The sequence below is a fragment of the Herbaspirillum sp. AP02 genome (assembly GCF_015767275.1).
GTDB lineage: Bacteria > Pseudomonadota > Gammaproteobacteria > Burkholderiales > Burkholderiaceae_D > Herbaspirillum.
This window is the reverse complement of sequence record NZ_JADWMY010000008.1, coordinates 13,542-36,075: the sequence shown is the minus strand read 5'-3', so window position 1 is coordinate 36,075 and position 22,534 is coordinate 13,542. Positions and strand designations below refer to the sequence as shown.

Sequence of the window (22,534 nt, the reverse complement as noted above, 5' to 3'; positions counted from 1 at the left end):
ATGCGACCACGGCACAGGGAGAATCAGATTGAAGCGGATCGGTATGACACTCTTCGCCGCCGCCAGCCTGTTGCTGGCAGCGTGCACGGCCAATGAAGAAGGCAAAGCCAAGGAAATGGTCACGGAGTTCTACCAGGCGCATGCTGCAGCCCGCCCCACCGGGGCGCTGACGCTGTCGGAACTGATCACCTTCCGCAGCTACCTGTCGGTATCGCTATTCGACCTGCTCAAGGATGTCTCGGTGGCCCAGGAAGCCCGCGCCGCCCAGGCTGCCGCCGATCTGGCGGCCGATCCCGATGCCGAGCCGCTGCCGCCCCTGGTGCAGGGCGACCTGTTCACCGGCAATCCGAACGGAGCCTCAACCTTCCGCGTGGTTCAGTGCGAAGCCCAGGAACGTGACGCTACCTGCACGGTAGAACTGATCTTCAGCGATGCCAAACTGCAATCTCCCGCCAAATGGACCGACCGCCTGACCCTGACCCGCGACGCCCGCGGCTGGGTGATCGACAACATCCAGTATGCCGGCGACAACCCGCCCATGCGCAGCGGCACCTTGCAGGATGCGATGCGCAAGGTGCTCAAGCGCGATACGCCAGCCTTGCAGTAACACTGCCGTCCTTGCTGCCCTCCTCGCGGCCGGTCCTCGGCATCGTTCGAGAAAACGTCAGCAATGGCATGGGCATGCGCACTGATCACGGCGCGCATGCCACAAGGCACCAGGCTTTAGGGCCTATAATCGCGCGATTCCCATAGAAGCCCGCCGCGATGTCCAATCACACCTTCCTCTGGCACGACTACGAAACCTTTGGCGCCGTGCCGCGCCGTGACCGTCCCGCGCAGTTCGCCGCCGTACGCACCGACGCCGAACTCAACGAGATCGGCGAACCCATCATGATCTATTGCAAGCCGGCCCCGGACTACCTGCCTGACCCGGTGTCCTGCCTGATCACCGGCATCACCCCGCAGCACTGCCTGGAGCACGGCCTCCCCGAACACGCATTCGCCGCGCAGATCGAGCAGGCCCTGGGCGAGCCCGGCACCATCGGCGTGGGCTACAACACCATCCGCTTCGACGATGAAGTCACCCGCTTCATGTTCTGGCGCAACCTGATCGATCCCTATGCCCGCGAATGGGCCAACGGCTGCGGCCGCTGGGACCTGCTGGACGTGGTGCGCCTGACCTATGCCCTGCGCCCGGAAGGCATACAGTGGCCGACCAAGGAAGACGGCAGCATCAGCTTCAAGCTGGAACACCTCTCCAAGGCCAATGGCCTGCTGCACGAAGCCGCCCACGATGCCCTCTCCGACGTGCGCGCCACCATCGCGCTGGCACGCCTGATCCGCCAGCACAACCCACGCCTGTTCGACTTCGCCCTGGCCCTGCACAAGAAGGATAAGGCGGCTGCCGAGATCGGCCTGCCGGCGGCCAAGCCCTTCCTGCATGTCTCCGGCATGTTCCCGGTGGCGCAGGGTTGCCTGGCGCTGATGTGGCCGCTGGGCATGCATCCCACCAACAAGAATGAAGTGATCGCCTGGGACCTCGGCTACGACCCCGCCGAACTGGCCGGCCTGGACGCCGCCACCGTGCGCATGCGCATGTTCACCCGGCGCGATGACCTGCCTGAGGGCGTCGAACGCCTGCCGGTCAAGAGCATCCACCTGAACAAGTCGCCCATGCTGGTGGGCAGCCTCAAGACCCTCAGCGCCGAACGCGCCGCGGCCCTGGGCATCGACGTCGATACCGCCCTGCGCCATGCCGAACACGCCGCCGCCCTGCCCGACCTGTCTTCGCTGTGGCGCCAGGTCTACCAGCGCGAGGGCGAAGAACGGCCCGACGTGGACGAAGACCTCTACGGCGGCTTCATCGGCAACGGCGACCGGCGCCAGCTGACGCAGCTGCGCGCCCTGGCACCAGCCGCCCTGGCCGAGGCCAGCATGTCCTTCGACGATATGCGCCTCAACGAAATCCTGTTCCGCTATCGCGCCCGCAACTTCCCCGAGACCCTGCGTCCCGACGAAGCCCAGCACTGGGAAGAGCATCGTGCTGCCCGCCTGTTCGACGGTGCCGGCGGCGCCCGCACCATCGCCCAGTTGTTCGAACAGATCGACCAATTGCAGGAGCAGGCAGACGACGAACGCACCCAGGACATCCTGGGTGCGCTCTACGACTATGCGGAGATGATTGCGCCGGCCAATCGGTAAGGCCAGCGCTGGCCGACGCGCTTTATTCTGCGGTGGCCTTGCCCTGCGCCTTCAACTTCATGATGAAGTCGCGCAGGGCCGGCTGGATGTCTTCGAACAGGGGATGCTTGCGGTTCTTCAGCATCACCTCGGAAAACAGTTTCAGCCCCAGCGCCAGCTGCGCGCTGGTATCGCTGTCGAACTGGCCATTGCCGCGCAGGCGCTCGACGATACTGAAGATATCGTCATGGTTACCGGCCTCAAAACTGATGGGCTCATGCAGCGTCTGCCCCTCCGACGCCGTGGCCAGGTGTTCCAGGGTGATACGGTAGCGATGTTCCTTCATGTTGCTCTCCTTGCTTGCTTCTTTGGGGCTCAGGCCCGCTCCACCGCGACGGCGGCGCGATCGATGATGTCGATGATGGCATGCAGTTCTTGCTGCTCCAGCTTGCCCTTGGCCAGGCGCGTATGCAGCGCCATGCGGAAGTTCTGGACCGCCCGGCGCAGTTCCGGCGAATCGGCATCCGGACGTTCCTGGCGACGCAGTTCGAACTTGTGCAGCACCTGCTGCAACACCTCGGCGTTTTCCTTCTCTTCCAGATGCGTGCGGCCCTCGGCGCTGATGGTGTAGAGCTTCTTGCCGCCCTCCTCACCCTGTACCGAGGCATGGCCCATTTCTTCCAGCAGGGTCAGGGTCGGATAGATCACGCCCGGGCTGGGGCTGTAGCCACCGCCGACCAACTGCTCGATGGCCTTGATCATGTCGTAGCCGTGGCGCGGTTTTTCCTGCAACAGGTGCAACATCACAATACGCAGTGCGCCCTGTTCGAACATGCGCGCACCGCGACCGCCACCACCGCCCCCCTCGCGGCCACGCGGCCCGTGGTAGCCGCGATGGCCTTCTTCATCGAACATGCCGCCGCCATGGTGTGGACGGTCGTGGCGCTGGTGCATGGGGCCGTGGCCGGGTTGGCCGTGGTGGCCGAATAAATGCTTGAACATGGTGTTTCCTTCTTGTCGGTTTGCCAGGGCCTGTTCACAGGCCCTGAGGGCAGCGACTGACGCACGCTGCATGTCGATCGATATAGCCAAGATATATCTTTAATCTGAATATTTCAAGATATATCTTAAACATATTTTCATTTCTTATGATCAAGCTCTGAAGCAAAAGGCTTCACCGTCAGCCTGGCGACATTGAGCGCACGGAAGAAGTGCTATGTTGTGTCCGGGGCATCCACCGCCCTGCCTACCACCACAACAGGAGACCCACATGACCCCGACCGCCCCCATCGGCCGCTTCCCCATTCCCGAACTGGACGAGCTTCCCGAGGACATCCGCCATCGCATCCTCGCGGTGCAGGAAAAGTCAGGCTTCATCCCCAACGTCTTCCTGGTACTGGCGCACCGGCCCGACGAATTCCGCGCCTTCTTCGCCTATCACGATGCCCTGATGGACAAGCCCGGCAAGCTCACCAAGGCCGAGCGCGAAATGATCGTGGTCGCCACCAGCAACGCCAACCAGTGCCAGTACTGCGTGGTGGCGCATGGCGCGATCCTGCGCATTCGCGCCAAAGACCCCTTGCTGGCCGACCAGGTCGCGATCAACTACCGCAAGGCCGACATCAGCCTGCAGCAGAAGGCCATGCTGGATTTCGCCATGAAGGTGTCGGCCAGCGCCTGGGCCGTCAACGAGGAAGATTTCGCCCGGCTCAGGGAGCAGGGCTGGGGGGAGGAGGAAGCCTGGGATATTGCGGCCATCGCGGCCTTCTTCGGCATGTCGAACCGACTGGCTAATGTGACCAGCATGCGTCCCAATGAAGAGTTCTACCTGATGGGGCGCCTACCCTTGCAATGATGACGGCGGGGCGCGCTCAGCGCCGCCCGGCGTGCCAGCGCGCCACCTGCTCCAGGCAGGCGCGCAGATCGCCCTGCACCAGTTCGGCGGCATGCGCCAGCATCAGGTTGCGCGGTAGGCCGAAGTCCTCGATCTGCATGCCGTCGCGACAGTAACCGGGTTCGCCCTGCGGCACCTGGGCCAGCAGATCCAGCGCCGGCGTGTTGTAGCACCACACCTTCTTGCCGCGCCCGACCGCATAGCCGATCTCGAAGACCGTACCCGAATCCGGCTCGTGGCCGCGAAAATCGCGCACATTGGCCACCACGCCATCGGCCGAATCGATCAGGGCCACATTGATTTCGTAGATGCGCCGGGCGATCTCGGACTTGCTCTCCCCCTGTACCTCATCATCGCCCGGACACAGGGCCAGCAAGCCCAGCTCACCGCACCATTGCTTGATGCGCGCCTTGTGCGCGGCATAGTCGCGCGCGAAGACATCGGGACCGGCGAGGTAGATGCGGGGCTGTCGGGTCATGCTTCATCCTGTGGGAGTCATCCAGACCCGGCAGCTTACGCCAACTAGGAAGCGTCTGCCATGTTCTGGGCCCGATCGAAGTCGGCCGCAAAGTCGTCCACCTGCACGCAGAGGTCCCCATAGTGGGCGAAAGCATCCAGCGCTTCCTTCTCCTGCAGCGAGATCAGGCCGCGCTCCTGGGCCAACGCACTCCAGGCCGGCAGCTCGCGCAGGCTCTGAGGCATCGGCGGCAGCCTGCCGTCCTTGATATCGGGCTTGAGCCGCTGCTCCAGCTGCTGCACCACCGGCACCAGTGCAAAAGCCTGCTCACCGCACGCCAGTGGATCACCCTCGCGCGGCAGGTAGGCATCGGACACCAGCCGGTCGCGGCTCTCGCCCGGGGTCTGCATGGCACGCGCCACCAGCGTGCCGAGTACATCCGACGGCTTGCGATAGGGCAGCCCCAACGGGAAGATCAGCACCCGCAGCAGCAACGCCACCGGACGATTGGGAAAGTTGTGCAAGACCTCGATGATGGCTTCCTGCGCCCGGTTCAGGGCATCCTGCACCGACCAGTCGACGTAGGGCTGGTCAGCTTCCTGACGGCCTTCATCCTCGAAACGCTTCAACACCGCCGACACCAGGTACAACTGCGAAAGCACGTCACCCAGCCGCGCCGAGATGCGCTCGCGGAACTTGAGCGAGCCACCCAGCACCCCCATGCTGACATCGGTCAGCAAGGCAAAAGCCGAGGACAGGTGGACCACCGCGCGGTAGTAGCGGCGCGTGGCATGCGCCGCCTGTGACGGCGCCGGCAACAGCCAGCCACCACTGATGCCACCCACCAGGCTGCGCGCCGCATTGGCCGCCGCGAAGGACAGGTGCGCGAACAGCAGCCGGTCGAAGGCCTGCACCGCGCGTTCGCGATCCTCTTCCGAGGCGGCGGCCAGCTCCTGCAGTACATAGGGATGGCAACGGATCGCCCCCTGGCCGAAAATGATCAGGCAGCGCGTCAGGATGTTGGCGCCCTCCACCGTGATGGCGATCGGAATCTGCTGGTACACCCGCGCCAGGAAATTGCCTGGCCCCATGCAGATGCCCTTGCCACCGATCACATCCATGCCGTCGTTGACCACCATGCGCCCGCGCTCGGTGACGTGGTACTTGGAGATGGCCGAGATCACCGACGGCTTTTCGCCCGCATCCACCGCCAGCGCCGACAACCGGCGCGTGGCATCCATCATGTAGAGGTGCCCGCCCATGCGCGCCAGCGCTTCCTGCACGCCCTCGAACTTGCCGATCTCGATCTTGAACTGGCGCCGCATGGCGGCATAGGCGCTGGTACCGCGCACCGCCATCTTGGAAAAACCGACGCTGGAAGACGGCAGCGAGATCGCCCGTCCCGCCGCCAGGCATTCCATCAGCATGCGCCAGCCGCGCCCGACCTGGGCCACGCCGCCAATCACCCATTCGATCGGGATGAAGACATCGCGCCCCTCGGTCGGACCATTCTGGAACACCGCATTGAGCGGCCAGTGACGACGACCGGTGATCACCCCAGGATGGTCGGTGGGGATCAGCGCGCAGGTGATACCGGGCTCCAGGGCGCTACCCAGCAGACCGTGCGGATCGCGTGCCCGGAACGCCAGGCCCAGCACGGTGGCAATCGGCGCCAGGGTGATGTAGCGCTTGCTCCAGGTGACGCGGAAACCCAGCGTCTCGCGCCCCTCATGCATGCCCTTGCAGACGACGCCGATATCGGGAATGGCCGCCGCATCAGAACCCGCATACGGACTGGTGAGCGCGAAGCAGGGGATCTCCAGCCCCTGTGCCAGGCGTGGCAGGTAGTGGTTCTTCTGCGCCTCGGTACCGTAGTGCAGCAGCAGTTCGGCCGGCCCCAGCGAATTGGGCACCATCACCGCGATGGCCGCAGCCGAACTGCGTGAGGCCAGCTTCATCACCACCTGCGAATGCATATAGGCCGAGAACTGCTTGCCGCCATACTGGCGCGGAATGATCATGCCCAGGAAACCACGTTCCTTGATGAACTGCCAGGCCTCGGGCGGCAAGTCCTGGGTCTTCACGCTGGTATCCCAGTCGCTGACCATGGCGCACAACTGCTCGACCTCCTGATCAAGGAAAGCCTGCTCCTCGGGCGTGAGGCGTGGCGGCGGCAGCATGAACAGGCGCGCCCAGTCCGGCTTGCCGGAGAACAGCTCGGCATCCCACCAGACGGTGCCGGCTTCGATGGCGTCGCGTTCGGTGTCCGACATGCGCGGCGCGACCCTGGCGAAGGTGTCCAGCGCCGGGCGTGTCATCAGCGACTGCCGCACCGAACGGATCGCCACCAGCAAGGTCGGCGTAAAGAACAGGATCGCCAGCAGCACCCGCACCGGCCAGTCGATATCGGCCAGGGCACCCCCCAGCCAGACCAGCACCGCTTCGGCGACCAGCCAGACCCAGGCGCTGGCGCGCGCCATCATCAGTGCCAGTGCGCTTGCAATGAGAAGGATGAGCCAGATGATCATGTGTCGCCTCCTGTGTTGTCGTGCTTGTCGTGCTTGTTGTGCACGGATGCAGCCAGTGGTGCCGCTGGCGGTGCAGCGATGAGTACAGCGATTGGTGCCGCCAGTGTGGCACCGAATGCCAATAGCGCCAAGCGCGCATCCCGGTATCGGGCAACGGTGGCCTGCGCCGCCTTGCACGATACCCTGTCAGCTCATCCGGCGGAATCGGACGGAACCTGCCCGGCCCCGTCAGACAACGCCCGACAAGCCGGCGCCCCATGTCATCCATTACAATCCGGGCATTGCAGACAGGCTGCCGCAAAGGATCGAATCATGAAATGGGAAGGCAATCGCGAAAGCGACAACGTGGAAGACCGCCGTGGTGAGGGTGGCGGTGGTGGAGGCGGCGGTGGCTTCGGCTTCGGCGGCCGATCCATTGGCCTGGGCACGGTGGCGGTGGCGCTGGTGGCATCGTATTTCCTGGGCATCAACCCGCTGACCATGCTCAACCTGCTCTCCGGCGGGGGCGGCCCGGTGCCGGTACAGCAACAGGCGCCGGCCCACAAACCCTCGCCCAACGACCAGATGGCGCGCTTCGTCTCCACCGTCCTGGCCGATACCGAAGACACCTGGGGCCAGATCTTCGCCGCCAATGGCAAGCAGTATGCGCGGCCCAAGCTGGTACTGTTTTCCGGCAGCACGCCGACCGCCTGCGGCACCGGCCAGACCGCCACCGGTCCCTTCTATTGCCCGGGCGACCAGAAGGTCTATATCGACCTGTCCTTCTATGAACTGATGAAGCAGCGTTTCAAGGTCTCCGGCAACTTCGCCCAGGCCTATGTGATCGCCCATGAAGTCGGCCACCACGTGCAACACCTGATGGGCATCTCCGACAAGGTCGATGCGGCCCGCCGCAATGCCACCGAAAAGCAGGCCAATGCCATGTCGGTACGACTGGAACTGCAGGCCGACTGCTTCGCCGGGGTCTGGGCCTTCCACGCCAACCAGGCGCGTCACATCCTGGAAGAAGGGGACATCGAAGACGCCCTGCACGCCGCCTCCGCCATCGGCGACGACGCCCTGCAGCGCCAGGCGCGCGGCGTGGTGGTGCCGGACTCCTTCACCCACGGCACCTCCGCCCAGCGCGTGACCTGGTTCAAGCGCGGCATCAATGAAGGCAAGGTCAGCGCCTGCAATACCTTCGCGGCCAAGGAGCTGTGAGCCGATCCTGAACGCAGCTTGAGCGCACCGTATCTACCATCGAACACGACAACACAACGAGGAGACTGAACCCATGACCCTGTCCAATTGGTGCATCCTGATCGCCGGCCTGATGCCGGTGTTCACCATCGTGGTGGCCAAGCGCGGTCGCAAGGACTTCGACAACGCCGAACCGCGTGCCTGGCTGGACCAGCAGACCGGTGTGCGCCGCCGCGCCGACTACGCCCACCGCAACCACTTCGAAGCCTTCCCCTTCTTCGCCGCCGCCGTGCTGGTGGCGCAGCAGGCCGGCGCAGCCCAGGGCCAGATCGATATCGCCAGCGTGGTCTTCATCGCCGCCCGCCTGCTCTATACCCTGTTCTACCTGAACGACAAACCCTCGGCCCGCTCCGCGGTATGGTCGGTCGGCTACCTGAGCGTGATCGCGCTGTTCGTCATCGCCGCCCGCGCCTGACCGGGAGCCCACCATGAGCCACCCCGCCGCCCTGCAACTGGCCCCCATGCGCGAGGCCCTCACCGCGCTGTGCGAACAACGCGCCAGCATCGCCACCCTGTGCACCACCTGGCGCGCCCGCGACGACGTGATGCAAGCCCTGCCACCCCGCTACCAGCAGGTCGCCGAAGACCTGCTGGGCCGCCTCGAAGCCGGCAGCCTCTTCACCGAGGAAAGCTGTTCCTTCAGCCAGAAGGACCTTACCGACAGCCTCGCCACCTGGCTGGACAAAGCCGAGCAGACCCTGTCAGCAAGCTGACCTGGCCTGACCTGCTCCGCCGGAAGAACTAGTTCTTCCGGCGGGCAGCCTGCCCTTACTGCCTCCCTCTTCTCCCTTCCCCCGCCTCTCCGTCGGACCGATGTTGCCGGCCTGCACCGATCGCTAAGCTGGACCCATCGATCAACATCCGCAGGAGGCTCCATGTCCGACCAGCGCAAGGCCTATGGCGTGCTGGGTTCCAGCACGCTCGCATTCACTGTCTGCTTCACCATCTGGATGATGTTCGGGGTCATCGGCATCCCCATCAAGAATGCCCTGCACCTGAACGAAACCGAATTCGGCCTGCTCACCGCCATGCCGGTACTGACCGGCTCCCTGATCCGGGTGCCGCTGGGTATCTGGACCGACCGCTACGGCGGACGCATCGTGTTCTTCATCCTGATGCTGTGCACGGTGGTCCCGATCTGGCTGATTTCCTACGCCACCGCCTTCTGGCACTTCCTGGTACTGGGCCTGTTCGTGGGCCTGGCCGGTGGCTCCTTCTCGGTCGGCACCCCCTATGTGGCGCGCTGGTTCAAGAAGGAACGCCAGGGCCTGGCCATGGGTGTGTTCGGCGCCGGCAACTCGGGCGCGGCGGTCAACAAGTTCGTGGCACCCGTACTCATCGCCGCCGGCGGCTGGGTGCTGGTGCCCAAGGTCTATGCCGGCCTGATGCTGGCGGCGGCCCTGCTGTTCTGGCTCGGCTCGTCCACCGACCCGGCGCACCAGGTCAAGTCCGACACCGGCTTCATGGATCAGGTGCGCATGCTCAAGGACCCCAGGGTCTGGCGCTATTGCCAGTATTACTCGGTGGTCTTCGGCGGCTATGTGGGCCTGAGCCTGTGGATGGTCAAGTACTACGTCACCGAATACGGGTTCGACATCAAGACCGCCGCCCTGCTGGCAGCCTGCTTCTCGCTGCCCGGTGGCGTACTGCGCGCCCTGGGCGGCTGGCTCTCCGACAAGTACGGCGCCTACCAGGTCACCTGGTGGGTGATGTGGGTCTGCTGGGTCGCCTTCTTCCTGCTGTCTTATCCACAGACCGATTTCACCATCCAGACCGTGGGTGGCGCGCAGCGCTTCCACATCGGACTGAGCCCGGTGCTTTTCACGGTACTGCTGATGGTGGTCGGGGTGGCCATGGCAGTGGGCAAGGCCTCGGTCTTCAAGTTCATCTCCGACGACTACAGCAGCAACATCGGCGCGGTCTCCGGCATCGTCGGCCTGGCCGGCGGGCTGGGCGGTTTCATCCTGCCCATCCTGTTCGGCGTGGTGCTGGACGTCACAGGCGTGCGCAGCTCCTGCTTCATGCTGCTCTACGGCACGGTCTGCATTTCGCTGGTGTGGATGCACTTCCAGTTCCGCCGCGAAGGTCTGCAAGCGCCACGCAAGGCCCTGGCGGCCGACTGATCCCTTCCCATTTCAAGGACGCATCATGAATCATGTACTCGATCGCTGGGAGCCGGAAAACCCGGACTTCTGGCGCAAGCAAGGCGAGCAGGTCGCCAACCGCAATCTCTGGATTTCCATTCCCTGTCTGATGCTGGCCTTTGCGGTCTGGATGCTGTGGAGCGTGGTGGCGGCCAACCTGGACAAGGCGGGCTTTCACTTCAGCAAGGACCAGTTGTTCTTCCTGACGGCCTTGCCGGCGCTCTCGGGCGCCACGCTGCGCATCTTCTATTCCTTCCTGGTACCGGTATTCGGCGGGCGCCGCTGGACCGCCATTTCCACCGCCAGCCTGCTGATCCCCGCCATCGGCATGGGCCTGGCGCTGCGCGACCCCGGCACCAGCTATTCCACCCTGCTGGGCCTGGCCCTGCTGTGCGGGCTGGGCGGTGGCAACTTCAGTTCCAGCATGGCCAACATCAGCTTCTTCTTCCCCAAGGCGCGCAAGGGCTACGCCACCGGCATGAATGCCGGCATCGGCAACCTGGGCGTCTCGGTGGTGCAACTGGTCACGCCGCTGGTGATTTCCTCGGCCGTGTTCGCCACCTCCATCGCCGGCCAGGGGGTGCTCTTCCATGATCCCAAGAGCGGCCTGGAAAGCAGCTACTGGCTGGCCAATGCCGGCTTCATCTGGGTGCCCTTCATCGTCGCCGCCACCCTGGCGGCCTGGTTCGGCATGAACGACATCGCCTCTGCCCAGGCGTCACTGGCCGACCAGGCGGTGATCTTCAAGCGCAAGCACAACTGGCTGATGTGCTGGCTGTATGTCGGCACCTTCGGCTCCTTTATCGGTTTTTCGGCGGCGTTTGCCATGCTGATCAAGGCCCAGTTCCCGGAGGTGGAGGTGGCCCGCTTCGCCTTCCTCGGCCCGCTGGCCGGCGCCCTGGCGCGGCCGCTGGGCGGCATGATCTCGGACCGCATCGGCGGCGCGCGCGTCACGCTGTGGGTGTTCCTGGCCATGGGGCTGACCATCCTGCTGGGCATCCTGCCAGCCCTGCATACACACCAGTTCACGCTGTTCCTGGCCTCGTTCATCGGCATGTTCATCCTGACCGGACTGGGCAATGGCTCGACCTTCTGCATGATTCCCATCATCTTCCAGACCGAGCGCGAGCGCGCTGCCGCGGGACAAGGCGAAGCCGCGCAGCAGCAGGCCCGCCTGGATGCCGGCAAGGAATCGGCGGCCGTGCTGGGTTTCTCCGGTGCCATCGGTGCCTATGGCGGCTTCTTCATCCCGCAGAGCTTCGGTACCTCGATCAGGATGACCGGCGCGCCCGACATGGCGATGGTCGTCTTCGTCGGCTTCTATGCCAGCTGCATGCTCATCACCTGGTGGTACTACGCCCGCAAGGGCGCGCCCATGCCCTGTTGAAATGGCCCTAGTTCTTTCGAACTAGCCCGCCTCCACCACCTGGATGGCCGCCCTGACCAAGCCGGCGAATAGGCGCGCACGGGGCGCCTGCCTACACTTTCCAACCATCAAGACTGCCCATATCGATAACGCAGGTGGGGTACTCACCCACGCAACCGAGGATTCACGATGAGTCATTTTCTGGACCGATTGAAGTTCATGTCGCGGGTGAAGTCCACCTTCGCCGATGGACATGGCGCCGTGGTCGACGAAGACCGCCAATGGGAAAACGCCTACCGCAGCCGCTGGCAGCACGACAAGGTGGTGCGCTCCACACACGGGGTCAACTGCACCGGTTCCTGCTCCTGGAAGGTCTACGTCAAGAACGGCCTGATCACCTGGGAAACCCAGCAGACCGATTACCCCCGCACCCGCCCGGACCTGCCCAACCACGAGCCGCGCGGCTGCCCGCGTGGCGCCTCCTACAGCTGGTACGTCTATTCCGCCCAACGGGTGAAGTACCCCATGATCCGTGGCCGTCTCATGCAACTGTGGCAGGAGGCACGCCGCACCCTGAGTCCGGTCGAGGCCTGGGCCGCCATCACCAGCGACCCCGCCCGTGCGAAAAGCTACAAGTCGGTGCGCGGCCAAGGCGGCTTCGTGCGGGCCGACTGGGATACCGCCAACGAAATCATCGCCGCCGCCAATGCCTACACCATCAAGCAGTACGGCCCGGACCGGGTGATCGGCTTCTCGCCCATCCCGGCCATGTCGATGGTGTCGTACGCGGCCGGCGCCCGTTACCTGAGCCTCATCGGCGGCGTAGCCCTGTCCTTCTATGACTGGTACTGCGACCTGCCGCCGGCCAGCCCTCAGGTCTGGGGCGAGCAGACCGACGTGCCGGAATCGGCCGACTGGTACAACTCCACCTATCTGATGGTATGGGGCTCCAACGTGCCGCAGACGCGCACCCCCGACGCCCACTTCTACACCGAGGTCCGCTACAAGGGGACCAAGACGGTGGCGGTGTCCTCGGACTTCGGCGAGATGGTCAAGTTCGGCGACATCTGGCTGGCCCCGCGCCAAGGCACCGATGCCGCGCTGGCGATGGCCATGGGCCACGTGATCCTCAAGGAATTCCACCTGCAGCGTCCCTCGCCCTACTTCCGCCGCTACGTCAGGCAATACACCGATCTGCCCATGCTGGTGCGGCTGGTGGAACGCGATGGCCGCTACCTGCCCGAACACATGCTGCGTGCCTCGCAGATGCCGGGCCAGCTGGAAGAAGCCAACAACGCCGACTGGAAGACCCTGGCCATCGATGCGGCCAGCGGCCAGATCGTCGCGCCCAACGGCTCCATCGGCTACCGCTGGGGCGAAGGCCAGGTCAACGACGGCGCCAAGCTGGGCCGCTGGAACCTGGAAAGCCGGGACGGTCATTCCGGTCGCGAGATCGAGCCGCTGCTCTCGCTGGTGGAGCAGCACGACGAGGTGGTCCCGGTCGCCTTCAACTACTTCGGCGGGGACGATGCCGAGCAATTGCAGACGCGCCGCGTGCCGGTACGCCACGTGCGCCTGGCCAACGGCAGCACCGCACTGGTGGCTACCGTCCACGACCTGATGATGGCCAACTATGGCGTGGACCAGGGCCTGGGCGGACAGATCGCCCAATCCTATGACGACGACGTTCCCTACACCCCGGCCTGGCAGGAGAAGCACACCGGCGTCAAGCGCGAGCTGGTGATCCAGGTCGCGCGCGAGTTCGCGCAGAATGCCCATGACACCGAGGGCAAGAGCATGATCATCGTCGGCGCCGCGCTCAATCACTGGTACCACAACGACATGATCTATCGCGGCATCATCAACCTGCTGATGATGTGCGGCTGCGTGGGCAAGTCCGGTGGCGGCTGGGCGCACTACGTGGGACAGGAAAAGCTGCGTCCGCAGTTCGGCTGGGCACCGCTGGCCTTTGCCACCGACTGGGTCCGCCCGCCCCGGCAGATGAACGGCACCAGCTTCTTCTATGCCCACACCAGCCAGTGGCGTCACGAAAAACTGGGCCTGGACGAGATCGTCGCGCCCACCGCCGACAAGGACAAGCTGGCCGGCATGAGCATGATCGACATGAACGCCCGGTCCGAACGCATGGGCTGGCTGCCCTCGGCCCCGCAGCTGGAGACCAATCCGCTCGATGTGTGCGACGCCGCCCAGGCGCTGGGCCAGACCCCGCAGGACTACCTCAAGGCGGCCCTGAAGTCGGGCGCCGTCAACATGAGCTGCGACGACCCCGACAACCCGAAGAACTTCCCGCGCAACATGTTCGTCTGGCGCTCCAACATCCTGGGCAGTTCCGGCAAGGGCCACGAGTATTTCCTGAAATACCTGCTGGGGACCCAGCATGCGCTGTTCGATGACGCCGGGCAGGCCATCCGCCCGACCGAGGTCAAGTACCGCGAAGAGGCCGCCGAGGGCAAGCTGGACCTGCTGGTGACGCTGGACTTCCGCATGAGCACCACCTGCCTGTATGCCGACATCGTGCTGCCCACCGCCACCTGGTACGAAAAGGATGACCTCAACACCTCAGACATGCATCCCTTCATCCATCCGCTTTCGGAAGCGGTGCAACCGCTGTGGGAGAGCAAGACCGACTGGGAAATCTACAAGGGCATCGCCAGCAAGTTCAGCCAGATCGGTGGCGAATACCTCGGCACCCGCAGCGACATCGTGCTGCAGCCGCTGATGCACGACACCCCGGCCGAACTGGGCCAGCCCTTCGAACCGAAGGACTGGAAGACGGGCGAATGCGACCTCATCCCCGGCAAGACCGCCCCCAATTTCATGGTGGTGGAACGCAACTACCGCGACATCTACAAGAAGTTCACTTCCGTCGGCCCGCTGCTGGAGAAACTGGGCAACGGCGGCAAGGGCATCAACTGGAACACCGAACACGAAGTGGGCGAACTGGGCGCACTGAACAAGCGCGTCACCGAGCCCGGCATCAGCCAGGGCCGCCCACGCCTGGACAGCGCCATCGATGCCTGCGAGATGATCCTCAGCTTCGCCCCCGAGACCAACGGCCATGTCTCGGTCAAGGCCTGGGAAGCACTGGGCAAGATCACCGGGCGCGACCATACCCACCTGGCGCAGGGCCGCGAGCACGACAAGATCCGTTTCCGCGACGTCCAGGCGCAGCCGCGCAAGATCATCTCGGCCCCGACCTGGTCGGGTCTGGAGTCAGAAGAGGTCAGCTATAACGCCGGCTATACCAACGTGCATGAACTGATTCCCTGGCGCACCCTGAGCGGTCGCCAGCAGTTCTACCAGGACCACCGCTGGATGCTGGATTTCGGTGAAGGCCTGTGCGTCTACAAGCCGGCGGTCGACACCAAGACGGTCGCGCCCATGCTCAACCGCCATCCCAATGGCGAGAAGGAGATCGTCCTCAACTTCCTCACGCCGCACCAGAAGTGGGGCATCCACTCCACCTATTCGGACAACCTGCGCATGCTCACGCTCAGTCGCGGCGGACCACACGTCTGGATCTCGGAGGACGATGCCAGGACCGCAGGACTGGTGGACAACGACTGGGTGGAAGTCTTCAACAGCAACGGCACCCTGACCGCGCGCGTGGTGGTGAGCCAGCGCATTCCGGGTGGCATGTGCCTGATGTACCACGCCCAGGAAAAGATCGTGAACACGCCCGGCGCGCAACTGAGCGGCAAGCGCGGCGGCATCCACAACTCGGTCACGCGGGCAGTGCTCAAGCCGACCCACATGATCGGCGGCTATGCACAACTGGCCTATGGCTTCAACTACTACGGTACCGTCGGCAGCAATCGCGACGAGTTCATCATCCTGCGCAAGATGAACAAGGTCGACTGGCTCGACGGCAGCCTGCAAGAAAGGACGGCATCATGAGAATTCGCGCACAAGTGGGCATGGTGCTCAACCTGGACAAGTGCATCGGCTGCCACACCTGCTCGGTGACCTGCAAGAATGTCTGGACCAGTCGCGACGGCGTGGAGTACGCCTGGTTCAACAATGTCGAGACCAAGCCGGGCATCGGCTATCCGAAGCAATGGGAAAACCAGCAGAAATGGCAAGGCGGCTGGACCCGCACGGTCGCCGGCAAACTGGAGCCGCGCCAGGGCGGCCGCTTGCGCATCCTGGCCAATCTGTTCGCCAATCCCAACCTGCCGGCCATCGACGACTACTACGAGCCCTTCACCTACGATTACGAACATCTGCAGAAGGCGCCGCTGATGCAGACCCCGCCGACGGCGCGGCCGATCTCGGTGCTGACCGGCAAGAAGATGGACAAGATCACCTGGGGCCCGAACTGGGAAGACGACCTCGGCGGCGAGTTCAGCGCCCGCAGCCAGGATGCGCTGTTCGAGGGCGTGCAGAAGGACATGTACAGCACGTTCGAATCGACCTTCATGATGTACCTGCCGCGCCTGTGCGAGCACTGCCTGAACCCGGCCTGTGTGGCGTCCTGCCCGTCGGGCTCGATCTACAAGCGCGAGGATGACGGCATCGTGCTGGTGGACCAGGACAAGTGCCGTGGCTGGCGCATGTGCATCTCCGGTTGTCCGTACAAGAAGATCTACTACAACTGGAGCTCCGGCAAGGCCGAGAAATGCACCTTCTGCTATCCCCGCATCGAGGCCGGCCAGCCCACCGTGTGCTCGGAAACCTGTGTCGGGCGCATCCGCTACCTGGGCGTGCTGCTGTATGACGCCGACCGCATCGAAGCGGCGGCCTCGGTGGCCGACGAGCAGGCGCTCTACCAGGCCCAGCTGGACTGCTTCCTCGACCCGCACGACCCGGCCGTGATCGCCGAGGCGCGCCGCCAGGGCATTGCCGAGAGCTGGCTGGAATCGGCACGCCGCTCGCCGGTGTACAAGTTGGCCATGCAATGGAAGATCGCCTTCCCCCTGCATCCGGAATACCGCACCCTGCCCATGGTCTGGTACATCCCGCCGCTGTCGCCAATCCAGAAGGCGGCCGAAGCCGGCCACATGGGGATGGACGGCATCATCCCCGACGTGAAATCGCTGCGCATCCCGCTGCGCTATCTCGCCAACCTGCTGACCGCCGGCCAGGAAGCACCCATCCTCAACGCCCTGCAACGCCTGCTGGCCATGCGCGCCTACAAGCGCGCCCAGACGGTGCACGGCCGGCAGGAAGAAGCGCTGCTGCTGCAGGTCGGCCTGCGCGAAGACGAGGTCGAGGACATGTACCAGACCCTGGCCATCGCCAACTACGAAGACCGCTTCGTGGTGCCGTCCTCGCACAAGGAAATGGTGGAGGACAGCTTCAACGACAAGGGCAGTTGTGGCTTCAGCTTCGGCAACGGTTGCTCGGGCGGCGTCTCCGAGGGCAGCCTGTTCGGCAAGAAGCCGCAAGGCAGCGTGATCTTCGTGGACATGCCCAAGTCGCGCAAGAAGTCCCCTGTCACCGAATGAATGGAGCTCCTGTCATGACTTCCCACGTCAATCATCAGGCCGGCAGCGGCGCGATCTATCGCATCGTCTCGGCCCTGATGAGTTATCCCCAGCCGGAACTGATCGCGGCGCTGCCCGAGATCGAACAGGTACTGCAGGCCGGTCCCGCTGTACCGGACGCCTTGCAGGCGCTGCAACCGCTGCTGCATTACCTGAAGTCCACGCCGCTGATCGCCCTGCAGGAACACTATGTCGATACCTTCGACCGCAGTGCCGCGCTCTCGCTGCACCTGTTCGAACACATCCACGGCGAAAGCCGCGACCGCGGCCAGGCCATGGTCGATCTGCTGGAGGAATACCGCAGTCAAGGCCTGGAGCCGGCCACCAGCGAGTTGCCGGACTACGTGCCGCTGTTCCTGGAATTCCTGAGCCTGCTATCGCAGGAAAAGGCCGCCCCGTTGCTGGGCGAGGCGATCCATGTGGTGGCCGCCATCGGCCAGCGCCTGCAAGGTCGTGAGAGCCCCTATGCCCTGCCCTTGCTGTTGCTGACCCGGCTCACCGACGTCGTGCCACGCGAACAGGACGATCCGCCGGTGCGCGACATGGACGAGGCCATGGAAGTCTTCGGTCCCGGTGCCGATGGTGTGGAACCTCTGCTCAAACCCGCGCTGGCCGGCGTGCAGCCGCTGCATTTCCATCCCCGGCAGCATGCCCGGCACACAGCCCAGCCTGCCACCCAGTCCGCCCATGGGAGACCATCATGAGCTACCTGCATCAATTCCTCTACGGCATCTACCCCTACATCGCCCTGGCGGTGTTCCTGCTGGGCAGCCTGCTGCGCTTCGAGCGCGAGCAGTACACCTGGAAGAGCGACTCCTCGCAACTGCTGCACGCCGGCCGCCTGCGACTGGGCAATATCCTGTTCCACGTCGGCGTGCTGGGGCTGTTCTTCGGCCATCTGGTGGGCTTGCTCACGCCGGTGGCGGTATGGGATGCCCTGGGCGTGAGCCACGGTTTCAAGCAACTGGTCGCCATGGGCGCCGGTGGCGTGTTCGGCACGCTCTGCCTGCTGGGGCTGACGATCCTGATCCATCGTCGCCTGACCGATGCGCGCATCGCCGCCATCACCCGCCCCGCCGACAAGCTCCTGCTGCTGTGGCTGCTGGTCACGCTGTGCCTGGGCCTGTCCACCATTGCCGAGTCGGCACAGCACCGCGACGGCCACATGATGGTATTGCTCATGACCTGGGCGCAGCACATCGTCACCTTCCGCGGCGACGCCGCCGGCTTCATCGAAGGCGCACCCTTGCTGTTCAAGCTGCACCTGTTCATGGGCCTGACGCTGTTCGTGATCTTCCCCTTCACGCGGCTGGTGCATGTGTGGAGCGGCTTTGCGTCCATCACCTACCTGAGCCGGGCCTGGCAACTGGTCCGTCCGCGTTGAGCAAGGAGAACGAAGATGCCTGTCATCGTCAATGAACACGAACTGAGCGACGCCGAGATGGCGCGGGAACTGGCTGCCCGCGATGCGGATGAGCAGGACCTGCAAGCGGCCATGACCACCCTGGTGCTGCGCCGGCTACTGCTGGAGGAAGCGCAGCGCCTGCAACTGCCGGGCGAGGACGAGGATGCGCGTATCGACCTCCTGCTGCAGCGCCAGGTCAGCGTCCCGCAGGCCGGTGAAGAAGAATGCCGGCGCCAGTACCAGGCCACGCCGGAACGCTTCACCGTGGGCGCGCTGGCGGAGGTCAGCCATCTCCTGTTCCAGGTCACCCCCGAGGTCGATCTGGCGGCCTTGCGCCGGCGTGCCGAATCGGTACTGGAGCACTTGCTGGCGCAGCCGGAGGACTTCAGCGCGCAGGCCGCTGCCCTTTCCAACTGCCCCTCCGGCGCACAGGGCGGCAGCCTGGGGCAGATTACCCGGGGCGCCTGCGTGCCGGAATTCGAACGGGCCGTCTTCGCCGCCGCGCCGGGGACCATCATCCCGCGACTGGTGGAAACCCGCTTCGGCCTGCACATCGTCCAGATGGGGCGCAAGCTGGACGGCAAACGCCTGCCCTTCGAGGCGGTGCGCGAGAACATCGCCCAGGCCCTGCAACACGCCGCCCATGACCAGGCCCTGCGTCACTACCTGCAGCAACTGGTGGGCGCTGCCCGCATCACTGGCGTGCAACTTCCCGGCATGGCATCGCCACTGCTGCAATAAGGAGCCTGTATGCGCTCGCCTGCTTCCCCGCTCTCCCGCCCGGCCTTGCTGGACCGCTTCGGGCGGCGCATCGACTACGTGCGGCTGTCGGTCACCGACCGCTGCGATCTGCGTTGCAGCTATTGCATGCCCAAGGGATTTTCCGGTTTCGAGGCGCCGGCCAACTGGCTCGACTTCGACGAGATCACGCGGGTGATCGCCGCCTTCGCCCGGCTGGGCGTGGGGCGCATACGACTCACCGGCGGCGAGCCGCTGATGCGGCGCAAGCTGCCCACGCTGGCCGCGCAATTGTCGGCGTTGCCGGGAGTGGAGGAGCTGTCGCTGTCCACCAATGCCACGCAGATGCACAAGCATGCAAGCGCGTTGCGGGCAGCCGGCGTGCAGCGCATCAACGTCAGCCTGGACAGCCTGGAACGCGCCTGCGTGGCGCAGATCACCGGGCGCGACAGCCTGCAGAGCGTCATGGCGGGGCTGGCCGCCGCCAGGGATGCCGGATTTGCGCCCATCAAGGTCAACATGGTGGTACTGCGCGGCGTCAATGAACACGAGGTGCCGCGCATGGCGGAGTTCTGCTTCGCGCAGGGCTTCATCCTGCGTCTGATCGAGGCCATGCCCATGGGCGAGACCGGTCGCAACAGCGGCATCGTCGCGCTGGGCCCGCTACGCGATGCACTGGTGGCCCGCTTCGGCCTGCAGCCGCTGGCGGCCGAACTGGGCGGTGGCCCGGCCCGCTACTGGGGCAGCGCCGATGGTCGCTGCACGCTGGGTTTCATCACACCCATGAGCCAGCACTTCTGCGCCACCTGCAACCGCGTGCGGCTCTCGGTGGATGGCACGCTCTACCTCTGCCTGGGGCAGGAAGCGCGCCTGGAATTGCGCCCGCTGCTGCGCGCCGGCATCGACGATGCCGGGCTGGAAGAGGCGCTCCGGCTGGCCATCGAACGCAAGCCGGAGCGCCATGAATTCAGTCAGGCACCGCACAAGATCATCCGGTTCATGTCGCAGACCGGCGGCTAGGCATCTCGGACCGGTGAAACCGCCACGAAGTGCACAAACATTGACCTGGACCCCGTGTTTTCGCCGGGACAACGGCCTAGACTGCCGCTTCCCTGGCTTGCTCCGTGAATCACCATGCCTGCTCCTGCCCTGCCGCTCCCCCCGCAGCCGCTGCCACCCTACCAGCGACTGACCTTCCGCATCCTGTTGATGACGCTGGTCGGCCTGGGACTGACCATGACAGCCATCGGCTATACCCTGCTGCTGTCCTGGCAACTGGAGGGCGGCGGTACCGTCATCAATGAAGCCGGCAGCCTGCGCATGCGCTCCTACGAGTTGGGCCTGGCAATGGAAAACGGGCAGGAACGTTCCGACATCCAGCACCACATCGAACGCTTCAGCCAGATTCTGGCACTGGTCCAGACCGGGCAGCCGGGCGAGCCCAGTTTCGTTGCCGCCACCGGCCCCATTCACGAACAATTGCTGCGCGTACAAGACCAGTGGCGGCAGCGCATGCAGGTCCACGCCCGCGCCGTGCAGGAGGCGGACGACCCGGCACTGCGCCAGCAGGCGCTGGATCGCTACCTGCAGGAACTGCCCGACTTCGTGGGTGACATCAACCTGCTGGTGGCCTATGTGGAAGCCGACCTGACCGGCAAGACCACCTGGCTGCGGCTGTGCCAGACGGCGCTGATCTTCCTGGCGCTGGCGGCCAGCATCGCCGTGCTATACCTGCTCTACCTGTGGATCGTCGGTCCGGTGCGGCGCATGCAGGCGGGCATTGCGCGCATGTCGCAAAACGACCTGGACGTGCGGCTGGCGGTGGAGAGTGAAGACGAATTCGGCCAGCTGGCCCAGGCCTTCAACCAGATGGCCGACCATGTGCAAGGCGTGCACCGCACCCTGGCAGAGCGCGTAGCCGAAAAGACCGCCCGCCTGCGCGAGCAGAACGAAGAAGTCGGCACGCTCTACGAAATCACCGATTTCCTCTCGGGCGCGCATACCATCGAAGCCCTGTGCGACGGTTTCCTGAAGCGCATCATGCAGCGCATGCAGGCCGATGGCGGGACGGTGCGCATCCTGGATGAACGCGGCAATCTCTATCTCACGGTGCACGAGGGGATTTCCGACAAGATCATCGATGAAGAACGTTGCATCAAGGTCGACGACTGCCTGTGCGGCGCGGCCACCCGGCAGGGGGTGATCCTGGTAAGCGATTTCCGCGAACTCGACGGGCAGCGCCGCTACCGCTGCCAGGAAGAAGGTGCGCTGGCGCTGGGCGTGTTCCAGATCCTGGTGCGGGAACAGGCCATCGGCAGTTTCTCCCTGCATTTCCTGCAGGAGCGCAGCATCGACAGCGACGAGCGCCGCCTGCTGGAGACCCTGGGCCGCCATCTTGGCGCGGCCATCGAGAATCAGCGCCTGATCGCCCGCGAGAGGGAATACGCCATCGCCCACGAACGCAACCTGATGGCCCAGGGCCTGCATGACAGCATTGCCCAGGGACTGAACTTCCTCAACCTGCAGGTGCAGATGCTGGAGGATTCGCTGGCGCGCGAGAACCTGGCCGAGATCCGCGAGATCACCCCCATGCTGCGCACCGGCGTGCAGGAAAACTATGAAGACGTGCGCGAACTGCTGCTCAACTTCCGTAGCCGCCTGCAGGACAGCAGCCTCGACTCCGAAATGCACAAGTCGCTCGACAAGCTGCAGCGCCAGACCGGCCTGCAGGGTGCCATCGCCATCAGCGGCGATGGTCCACCGCTGGCCCCGGAACAGCAGTTGCAGGTGCTGTTCATCCTGCAGGAGGCACTGTCGAATATCCGCAAGCATGCCCACGCCAATCGGGTGGATATCGCCGTCGCCAATGGCCGCGACTTCTGCCTGACGGTGCGCGACGACGGTCACGGCTTCCAGCTCGACAAGGCCAGCGCCAAGGGCAGCGACCACGTGGGCCTGCGCATCATGCAGGAACGCGCCGACCGCCTGGGCGCGCAACTGCTGATCGACAGCCAGCCCGGTGAAGGTACCTGCGTCACCGTCCGCCTGATGCGCCAGGAACGCCTCGTGGCCTGA

General features: G+C 64.8%; 19 protein-coding genes. 15 read left to right on the top strand and 4 right to left on the bottom strand.

Going from position 1 to position 22,534, the window contains the following annotated elements; genetic code table 11:
- The first annotated feature begins 43 nt into the window (after positions 1 to 43).
- Complete coding sequence (locus I5R65_RS16360) at positions 44 to 607, top strand: hypothetical protein (RefSeq protein ID WP_231395203.1); 564 nt, start codon at positions 44 to 46, stop codon at positions 605 to 607.
- Between the two features lie 158 nt (positions 608 to 765).
- Positions 766 to 2,202 (top strand): exodeoxyribonuclease I, encoded by a 1,437-nt coding sequence (gene sbcB / locus I5R65_RS16355; protein WP_180668914.1) that lies wholly within the window; start codon positions 766 to 768, stop codon positions 2,200 to 2,202.
- Between the two features lie 22 nt (positions 2,203 to 2,224).
- On the opposite strand, the gene I5R65_RS16350 is transcribed toward sbcB, so the two are convergent.
- Both I5R65_RS16350 and I5R65_RS16345 read right to left on the bottom strand, forming a co-directional pair.
- Positions 2,225 to 2,527 (bottom strand): DUF3861 domain-containing protein, encoded by a 303-nt coding sequence (locus tag I5R65_RS16350; RefSeq protein WP_180668913.1) that lies wholly within the window; start codon positions 2,525 to 2,527, stop codon positions 2,225 to 2,227.
- Positions 2,528 to 2,556: 29 nt separating this feature from the next.
- Positions 2,557 to 3,183 (bottom strand): PadR family transcriptional regulator, encoded by a 627-nt coding sequence (locus I5R65_RS16345; RefSeq protein WP_180668912.1) that lies wholly within the window; start codon positions 3,181 to 3,183, stop codon positions 2,557 to 2,559.
- Positions 3,184 to 3,451: 268 nt separating this feature from the next.
- On the opposite strand from I5R65_RS16345, the gene I5R65_RS16340 reads away from it, so the two are divergent.
- A complete protein-coding gene (locus I5R65_RS16340; protein ID WP_180668911.1) occupies positions 3,452 to 4,036 on the top strand; it encodes a peroxidase-related enzyme in 585 nt (194 codons plus the stop codon).
- Positions 4,037 to 4,052: 16 nt separating this feature from the next.
- On the opposite strand, the gene I5R65_RS16335 is transcribed toward I5R65_RS16340, so the two are convergent.
- Both I5R65_RS16335 and I5R65_RS16330 read right to left on the bottom strand, forming a co-directional pair.
- The gene (locus tag I5R65_RS16335) at positions 4,053 to 4,553 is read right to left on the bottom strand and encodes a nucleoside 2-deoxyribosyltransferase (protein WP_180668910.1); all 501 of its coding nucleotides are present in this window, start codon (positions 4,551 to 4,553) and stop codon (positions 4,053 to 4,055) included.
- A 44-nt stretch (positions 4,554 to 4,597) separates the two neighbouring features.
- A complete protein-coding gene (locus tag I5R65_RS16330; RefSeq protein ID WP_180668909.1) occupies positions 4,598 to 7,060 on the bottom strand; it encodes an acyl-CoA dehydrogenase in 2,463 nt (820 codons plus the stop codon).
- A gap of 312 nt (positions 7,061 to 7,372) precedes the next feature.
- Between I5R65_RS16330 and I5R65_RS16325 the strand changes: the two genes are divergently transcribed.
- From I5R65_RS16325 to I5R65_RS16270, 12 genes are all read left to right on the top strand, one after another.
- Positions 7,373 to 8,260, top strand: coding sequence for a neutral zinc metallopeptidase (locus I5R65_RS16325; RefSeq protein WP_180668908.1), 888 nt, complete (start codon positions 7,373 to 7,375; stop codon positions 8,258 to 8,260).
- Positions 8,261 to 8,333: 73 nt separating this feature from the next.
- On the top strand, positions 8,334 to 8,714 hold the full coding sequence (locus I5R65_RS16320) for an MAPEG family protein (RefSeq protein WP_180668907.1): 381 nt from the start codon (positions 8,334 to 8,336) through the stop codon (positions 8,712 to 8,714).
- 13 nt (positions 8,715 to 8,727) lie between these two features.
- Entirely contained in the window at positions 8,728 to 9,012 is a 285-nt protein-coding gene (locus I5R65_RS16315) for a hypothetical protein (RefSeq protein ID WP_180668906.1), read from the top strand.
- A 162-nt stretch (positions 9,013 to 9,174) separates the two neighbouring features.
- On the top strand, positions 9,175 to 10,422 hold the full coding sequence (locus I5R65_RS16310) for a nitrate/nitrite transporter (protein WP_180668905.1): 1,248 nt from the start codon (positions 9,175 to 9,177) through the stop codon (positions 10,420 to 10,422).
- Positions 10,423 to 10,447: 25 nt separating this feature from the next.
- The gene (locus I5R65_RS16305; protein WP_180668904.1) at positions 10,448 to 11,830 is read left to right on the top strand and encodes a NarK family nitrate/nitrite MFS transporter; all 1,383 of its coding nucleotides are present in this window, start codon (positions 10,448 to 10,450) and stop codon (positions 11,828 to 11,830) included.
- A gap of 168 nt (positions 11,831 to 11,998) precedes the next feature.
- Positions 11,999 to 15,727 carry a nitrate reductase subunit alpha gene (locus I5R65_RS16300; RefSeq protein ID WP_180668903.1) on the top strand — a complete coding sequence of 1,243 codons (3,729 nt, stop codon included), beginning with the start codon at positions 11,999 to 12,001 and terminating at the stop codon, positions 15,725 to 15,727.
- A complete protein-coding gene (gene narH / locus I5R65_RS16295; protein ID WP_180668902.1) occupies positions 15,724 to 17,277 on the top strand; it encodes a nitrate reductase subunit beta in 1,554 nt (517 codons plus the stop codon). Before I5R65_RS16300 ends, narH begins: the two co-directional genes overlap by 4 nt.
- A 14-nt stretch (positions 17,278 to 17,291) precedes the next feature.
- Positions 17,292 to 18,020: a nitrate reductase molybdenum cofactor assembly chaperone gene (narJ, locus tag I5R65_RS16290; RefSeq protein WP_180668901.1), complete on the top strand. Its 729-nt coding sequence runs from the start codon at positions 17,292 to 17,294 to the stop codon at positions 18,018 to 18,020.
- Entirely contained in the window at positions 18,017 to 18,700 is a 684-nt protein-coding gene (gene narI / locus I5R65_RS16285; protein WP_180668900.1) for a respiratory nitrate reductase subunit gamma, read from the top strand. Before narJ ends, narI begins: the two co-directional genes overlap by 4 nt.
- A gap of 15 nt (positions 18,701 to 18,715) precedes the next feature.
- Entirely contained in the window at positions 18,716 to 19,462 is a 747-nt protein-coding gene (locus I5R65_RS16280) for a peptidylprolyl isomerase (protein ID WP_180668899.1), read from the top strand.
- Between the two features lie 9 nt (positions 19,463 to 19,471).
- Complete coding sequence (moaA, locus tag I5R65_RS16275) at positions 19,472 to 20,479, top strand: GTP 3',8-cyclase MoaA (protein ID WP_180668898.1); 1,008 nt, start codon at positions 19,472 to 19,474, stop codon at positions 20,477 to 20,479.
- Positions 20,480 to 20,593: 114 nt separating this feature from the next.
- Positions 20,594 to 22,534, top strand: coding sequence for a type IV pili methyl-accepting chemotaxis transducer N-terminal domain-containing protein (locus I5R65_RS16270; protein ID WP_180668897.1), 1,941 nt, complete (start codon positions 20,594 to 20,596; stop codon positions 22,532 to 22,534).

Bases quoted from the DNA above. Each gene is read 5' to 3' on its own strand.
- narJ (WP_180668901.1), top strand. From the start codon at position 17,292: ATGACTTCCCACGTCAATCATCAGGCCGGCAGCGGCGCGATCTATCGC.
- narI (WP_180668900.1), top strand. From the start codon at position 18,017: ATGAGCTACCTGCATCAATTCCTCTACGGCATCTACCCCTACATCGCC.
- I5R65_RS16360 (WP_231395203.1), top strand. From the start codon at position 44: ATGACACTCTTCGCCGCCGCCAGCCTGTTGCTGGCAGCGTGCACGGCC.
- I5R65_RS16340 (WP_180668911.1), top strand. From the start codon at position 3,452: ATGACCCCGACCGCCCCCATCGGCCGCTTCCCCATTCCCGAACTGGAC.
- I5R65_RS16270 (WP_180668897.1), top strand. From the start codon at position 20,594: ATGCCTGCTCCTGCCCTGCCGCTCCCCCCGCAGCCGCTGCCACCCTAC.
- I5R65_RS16345 (WP_180668912.1), bottom strand. From the start codon at position 3,183: ATGTTCAAGCATTTATTCGGCCACCACGGCCAACCCGGCCACGGCCCC.
- I5R65_RS16305 (WP_180668904.1), top strand. From the start codon at position 10,448: ATGAATCATGTACTCGATCGCTGGGAGCCGGAAAACCCGGACTTCTGG.
- narH (WP_180668902.1), top strand. From the start codon at position 15,724: ATGAGAATTCGCGCACAAGTGGGCATGGTGCTCAACCTGGACAAGTGC.
- I5R65_RS16300 (WP_180668903.1), top strand. From the start codon at position 11,999: ATGAGTCATTTTCTGGACCGATTGAAGTTCATGTCGCGGGTGAAGTCC.
- I5R65_RS16320 (WP_180668907.1), top strand. From the start codon at position 8,334: ATGACCCTGTCCAATTGGTGCATCCTGATCGCCGGCCTGATGCCGGTG.
- sbcB (WP_180668914.1), top strand. From the start codon at position 766: ATGTCCAATCACACCTTCCTCTGGCACGACTACGAAACCTTTGGCGCC.
- I5R65_RS16330 (WP_180668909.1), bottom strand. From the start codon at position 7,060: ATGATCATCTGGCTCATCCTTCTCATTGCAAGCGCACTGGCACTGATG.
- I5R65_RS16315 (WP_180668906.1), top strand. From the start codon at position 8,728: ATGAGCCACCCCGCCGCCCTGCAACTGGCCCCCATGCGCGAGGCCCTC.
- moaA (WP_180668898.1), top strand. From the start codon at position 19,472: ATGCGCTCGCCTGCTTCCCCGCTCTCCCGCCCGGCCTTGCTGGACCGC.
- I5R65_RS16325 (WP_180668908.1), top strand. From the start codon at position 7,373: ATGAAATGGGAAGGCAATCGCGAAAGCGACAACGTGGAAGACCGCCGT.
- I5R65_RS16350 (WP_180668913.1), bottom strand. From the start codon at position 2,527: ATGAAGGAACATCGCTACCGTATCACCCTGGAACACCTGGCCACGGCG.
- I5R65_RS16280 (WP_180668899.1), top strand. From the start codon at position 18,716: ATGCCTGTCATCGTCAATGAACACGAACTGAGCGACGCCGAGATGGCG.
- I5R65_RS16310 (WP_180668905.1), top strand. From the start codon at position 9,175: ATGTCCGACCAGCGCAAGGCCTATGGCGTGCTGGGTTCCAGCACGCTC.
- I5R65_RS16335 (WP_180668910.1), bottom strand. From the start codon at position 4,553: ATGACCCGACAGCCCCGCATCTACCTCGCCGGTCCCGATGTCTTCGCG.